This window comes from Rugamonas sp. (genome assembly GCF_025354735.1).
In the GTDB taxonomy this organism is placed as follows: domain Bacteria; phylum Pseudomonadota; class Gammaproteobacteria; order Burkholderiales; family Burkholderiaceae_D; genus Rugamonas.
In genome coordinates this window covers 1-5412 of sequence record NZ_JANXMI010000095.1, presented here as the reverse complement: position 1 = coordinate 5412, position 5412 = coordinate 1, and the positions used below count along the sequence as shown (strand labels likewise).

4 protein-coding genes and 1 tRNA gene are annotated in these 5412 nt (G+C 62.0%); 4 read left to right on the top strand and 1 reads right to left on the bottom strand.

The window, feature by feature from the left end; translation table 11 throughout:
- Positions 1-344 precede the first annotated feature (344 nt).
- Complete coding sequence (locus Q0S71_RS08505) at positions 345-632, top strand: hypothetical protein (protein WP_295993948.1); 288 nt, start codon at positions 345-347, stop codon at positions 630-632.
- A gap of 161 nt (positions 633-793) precedes the next feature.
- Here the strand turns inward: Q0S71_RS08505 and Q0S71_RS08500 are convergent.
- Positions 794-869, bottom strand: a tRNA-Asn gene (locus Q0S71_RS08500).
- A gap of 189 nt (positions 870-1058) precedes the next feature.
- On the opposite strand from Q0S71_RS08500, the gene Q0S71_RS08495 reads away from it, so the two are divergent.
- The 3 genes from Q0S71_RS08495 (at position 1059) to Q0S71_RS08485 (ending at position 5213) form a co-directional block, all read left to right on the top strand.
- Positions 1059-3368, top strand: coding sequence for an FdhF/YdeP family oxidoreductase (locus Q0S71_RS08495; RefSeq protein ID WP_295993947.1), 2310 nt, complete (start codon positions 1059-1061; stop codon positions 3366-3368).
- 46 nt (positions 3369-3414) lie between these two features.
- Positions 3415-4239 carry an ABC transporter substrate-binding protein gene (locus Q0S71_RS08490; RefSeq protein WP_295993946.1) on the top strand — a complete coding sequence of 275 codons (825 nt, stop codon included), beginning with the start codon at positions 3415-3417 and terminating at the stop codon, positions 4237-4239.
- Positions 4240-4436: 197 nt separating this feature from the next.
- The gene (locus tag Q0S71_RS08485) at positions 4437-5213 is read left to right on the top strand and encodes a hypothetical protein (protein ID WP_295993945.1); all 777 of its coding nucleotides are present in this window, start codon (positions 4437-4439) and stop codon (positions 5211-5213) included.
- The last annotated feature ends 199 nt before the right edge of the window (positions 5214-5412 follow it).

The window sequence follows — 5412 nt, the reverse complement described above, 5'->3', positions numbered from 1 at the left end:
GCCCCCAGATCGCCCAGTTTGTTCCTTGCCTTGCCATTTCCCACGCGTCGCCGGATCGGCCGTTACAACCGCCGACATTGGGCAAGCGGCCTGCTCACCGCTTTACGCCGTCAAAATCGAGTTATTAGAGCTCACCTTATGGAATACGAGAAATCATCGTCGCCATCAGCTTGCGAAAAAACTGATAACGATAATTCATGTATCGAAAAATGTATTCAGGACAATTTCAAGAAGCCGCCGCCAAACTACAGTGTGGACCTTTCGCACGGTGAGAATTGTCAAACGTGGGCGAATAGTACACTTTCGGTTTGTCGGGCACAGTGCGGGGGTAAAAAATGAGTGGTATGAATCAGTTTGTGAGAGGATGCTGGCTTTGCATAGCTATCGCATTAGAGTATGGTTCAAGAATTGGCGGCGATGCAAGTATATTCTATGGATGGATTATTTTAATTTGGACAGCACCATTTTCAATGATGTTTCAATTTTATTTTTACGATTTTTATCTTCGATATATGCCTAGTCCAGTTGCGCAACTTGTTGGATCAGCATCCGAAGTTATTTTTTCATATTTATTTTGGTTTATATTAATTCCGACAATATGGCGTAAACGAAAAAAATCAGTAACTAAATAAGGCGCAATTTGGCTCGCGGCTGTTCAACTCCTATGGCGGGCAAAACCAGGCTGATATTGTTGGCAGCATACGCGTGGCGGGGTTGCCCCCCACAAGAAAGCACACATACTGGCCACCAATAGAAAAAGGGCCGCATCTCACGATGCGGCCCTTCTAAATTCTGGCTCCCCGACCTGGACTCGAACCAGGGACCTGCGGATTAACAGTCCGTCGCTCTACCAACTGAGCTATCAGGGAAAAGAGGCCGCATTATAGCTGCTCATTGAGCAATTGGCGACCCCTGGCGCGAATTTTCCCGCTATTTTCGCCGCGCCACCGGCGCCGCACCGTGCGCGAGCGAACGGTGCTTCCCTGCCCTCGCCGCTAACGTGGCGCATCGACGGAGCGATTCCGCCATTGTCAACACGGCCACAGTGAGGACAGCACATGAATGAGAAAGTCAAGATCACCAGCGCCGACATGCCCGCCGGCGGCTGGGGCTCGGCCAAGGAGGTCGGCGCCATCCTGCTGCACGAGCATGTCCTCGCCAAAGGCAGCGCGCTGCTGCGCCACCAGAACAAGCCCGACGGCTACGCCTGCGTCAGCTGTTCGTGGGCCAAGCCGGCCAACCCGCATCCCTTCGAATTCTGCGAAAGCGGCGCCAAGGCGACCGCCTGGGAAGTCACGTCCAAAAAGCCGGATGACGATTTTTTCGACCGCCACACCGTCACCGAACTGGAACAGTGGAGCGACCATGAACTGGAAGACCTCGGCCGCCTGACCGTGCCGATGCGCTGGGACGCGGTCAGCGACAAATACCTGGCGACGAGCTGGGACGCCGCCTACGCCGAGATCGGCGCCGAGCTGCGCCGCCTGGCGCCGAAGAGCGTGGTGTTCTACAGCTCCGGCCGCGCCGCGCTGGAGACGTCGTATATGTACCAGTTGCTGGCCCGGCTGTACGGCAACAACAACCTGCCCGACAGCTCGAATATGTGCCATGAAAGCACGTCGGTGGCGCTGCCGAAAACCATAGGCGTGGCCTGCGGCACGGTGGTGCTGGACGATTTCGAGAAGACCGACTGCATCTTCTTTTTCGGCCAGAACGTCGGCATCAACAGCCCGCGCATGTTGCACCAGTTGCAGGACGCGCGCCGGCGCGGCACCGAGATCATCACCTTCAACCCGCTGCGCGAACGCGGCCTGGTCAGCTTCGTCAATCCGCAATCGCCGACGGAAATGTTGACCGGGAAGGAAACCGCCATCAGCACGCAATACCTCCAGGTCAAGGCCGGCGGCGACACGGCCGCGCTGATGGGCTTGTGCAAGGCGGTGCTGGCGGCCGACGACGCGGCCCGCGCGGCCGGCCTGCCGCGCGTGCTCGACACCGCGTTCATCGACCAGCATACCCATGGCGCCGACGCCTTCCTCGCGTCGCTGCGCGCCTGCGGCTGGGACCAGATCGAAAGCACTTCCGGCCTGGCGCGCGCCGACCTGGAAGCGGCGGCCGCCGTCTATTGCAGTGCGAAGGCCGTGATCGGCATCTACGGCATGGGCCTGACGCAGCACCGCAACGGCGTGCAGAACGTGGAGATGGTCAGCAATTTCCTCCTGCTGCGCGGCAATATGGGCCGGCCCGGTGCCGGCATCTGCCCGGTGCGCGGCCACTCCAACGTGCAGGGCCAGCGCACCGTCGGCATCACCGAAAAACCGGCGCTGGCGCCGCTCGATAAACTGGCAGGTCAATACGGTTTCGAGCCGCCGCGCGACAAGGGCATGAACACGGTCGAGGCCTGCGAGGGCATACTGGCGCGCAGCGTGCACGGCTTCATCGGCCTGGGCGGTAATTTCGTGCGCGCCGTGCCGGAGACGGCGCTGATGGAGCGGGCCTGGCGCGAGCTGCGGCTGACGGTGCAGATTTCCACCAAGCTCAATCGCAGCCACCTGATCCACGGCCAGGTCGCCTACATCCTGCCCTGCCTGGGCCGCATCGAAATCGACCGCCAGAACGGCGTCGAGCAAGCGGTGTCGATGGAGGACAGCACCGGCTGCATGCACGGTTCGCGCGGACGGGCCGAACCGGCCGGCGAGCTGCTGCGCTCGGAGCCGGCCATCGTGGCCGGCATTGCCAAGGCCGCGCTGGCGCCGAATCCGCGCGTCGACTGGGATGCCTGGTGCGCCGATTACGCGCGGGTGCGCGACGCCATCGAGGCCACCTATCCCGAGATTTTCCCGCGCTTCAACGAGCGCATGTGGACGCCGGGCGGCTTCCGCAAGCCGGTGCCGGCGGCCGAACGGATCTGGAAGACGGCCACCGGCAAGGCCAACTTCATCGCGCCCGAGTCGCTCGACGAAGATCCCGACCTCGGGCCCGGCGGCCCGGCCACGCTGCGCCTGTTCACCGTGCGCAGCGACGGCCAGTTCAACACCACCATCTACAGCAACGACGACCGTTTCCGCGGCATCTACGGCAGCCGCAAGGTGTTGCTGATGGCGCGCGCCGACATGGACCGGCTGGGCTTGGCCGAAGCCGACCTGGTGACGGCGCGCACCCCGAGCGGCGACGGCGTCGCGCGGGCGGTCGACAATTTGCGCGTCGTCGAATACGCGGTGCCGGCCGGTTGCGTCGCCGCTTACTATCCGGAATGCAATCCGCTGATCCCGCTGTGGCACCACGCCAAAGAAAGCAAGGTACCGGCCGCCAAGGCCATCGACGTGATCTTGCAACGCACCGGCTCGGCGCTCGCGGAAACGGCCTGAGGCGCGCGGTTCGGGGGTAAGATGGGCGATCGAAAAGGAGGTGGGCGTGAGACCAGGCTGGACGCTGACAACGCTGTTGCTGCTGGCCTTGCCGGCCCCGGCCGCGCCGCTGCCGCTGCACTTGGCCGCGAACTACTGGGAACCCTATACCGGCAAGGATTTGCCGCAGCAGGGCGTGGCGTCGGACATCGTCAGCACCGCCCTGCGCCGCGCCGGCTACGCGGTAGACATCACCATCATGCCCTGGTCGCGCGTGCTCACCTCCGCCTACCAGCACCAGAACGATGGCGTGGTGGCCATCTGGTCGACCAGCGAGCGGCGCGGCAAGCTGCTGTTCAGCGACAGCTATATGTCCAACCAGCTGTTCATCCTGCACATGCCGTGCCGGCTGCAAGACGCCAGCACGCTGGCGCAATTGAGCGGAGCGCGCATCGGCATCGGGCGCGACTATGAATACAGCGACGAGTTTTTGTCGCAAAAGAATGTCCAGCTCGAGCCGGTCGACCGCACCATCCAGAACCTGCTCAAGCTCACCATCGGCCGCATCGACGGCGTGCTGGAGGACAAGCTGATCGCGCAATATCACATCCAGTCCAATATCGCGGCGCACGACGCGCTGGGCGACATCGAATTCGCCCCGGCGCCGCTGATGACGCTGCCACTGTATCTGGCCATCAATCCGCAAACCGCGCACGCCAGACAAATCATCGAGCAATTCAATCTGGAACTGGGCAAGATGCGCAAGGATGGCACGCTCGATACCATCATCGCCCGCTTCCAGCAGCAGCTGGCGCCCAAGACGCCGCCATCCCCGCGTCAGCGGCGCGACTGCGCGCAAGAGCACGCCGCGCCGGCCCCCAACAAACCGTGACGGCGGCGAGCGGGCCGTCGACAATCTCCGCGTTTGTTACAAAGCGTGTACATTTGCATTTTTTTACAGACTATATTGATACGACACCCTCCGCGCACCGGCCATGAGCGACTGCGGCGGCGCCCTGCCACACCGCCGTTTTCGCCGCACTCCAGGCAACCCTATCAAGCACACCTTGCACAAACAGGAGGTCAACGATGCGCGACCATTACCGGGGCCTCTACTTTTCCTGCCTGCTGGCGGCGTTGCTGGCGGCGCCCCACACGGCGGCCGCCGCCGACTATGCGGCCTATTTCAACCAGCCCACGCTCGATCCGGGCTTGCAGCTGCACACCATCGCCAACGCCACCACGATGCCGGTCGACGTGCCCGGCCTCAGCCCGCCATGGAGCGCCAGCACGGGCTCCGGTTATCTGGCGCTGGCCAAGGCCGCCACCGACGCCGCCCAGCCGTCGAATGACATCGCCGTCGTCAGCACGACATTTGCCACCGGGGGCGATTTCATCGCCACCGCCGTCGCCGATTTTTCGCTGAACGGTGCCGGCCGCGCGGGATTCTTCTTCTTCAACAACGTCGGCTTTACCGGCATGGACTTTCATGGCGGCGAGCTGAACCAAGATGGCGGCGGCGTCTTCCCGCCCGACGGATTCGCGTTCACGGCAACGGCCACGATGACCACGCTGCAACTGCGGCGCCAGGGCGATACCTTGAGCGCCAGCTATCGGCCCGATGGCGGCGCGGCCTTCATCCAGCTATTCAGCATCACCAGCTCGCAAATCGCCGGCGACGCGTATTTTGAAGTCACCAATTTTGCCAATGTGAGCGACGCGGCAGAGGTGCGCTACGCCAGCCTGACCATCAGCTCGGTGCCCGAGCCCGTCGGTTACGGCATGCTGCTGGGCGGACTGGCCCTGCTCGGGCTGGCCGCGCGGCGCGGCGCCCGGGGACCGGGGCGTATCAAGAAGGGAAAATGAGGGGAGACGAAGGGAAGATAAAACTAAAACGACGCGGAAACGAAAAAGGGTTACATTTTGAACTGAACCCCAAAAGTTGGACACCAACTTTTGGGTTTTTTTCATGACCAAGTACAACGAGCAGTTCAAGCTGACAGTGGTTCGGCAATATCTGGATGGCCGACAAGGCTATAAATCAGTGGCCAATGATCACGAACTT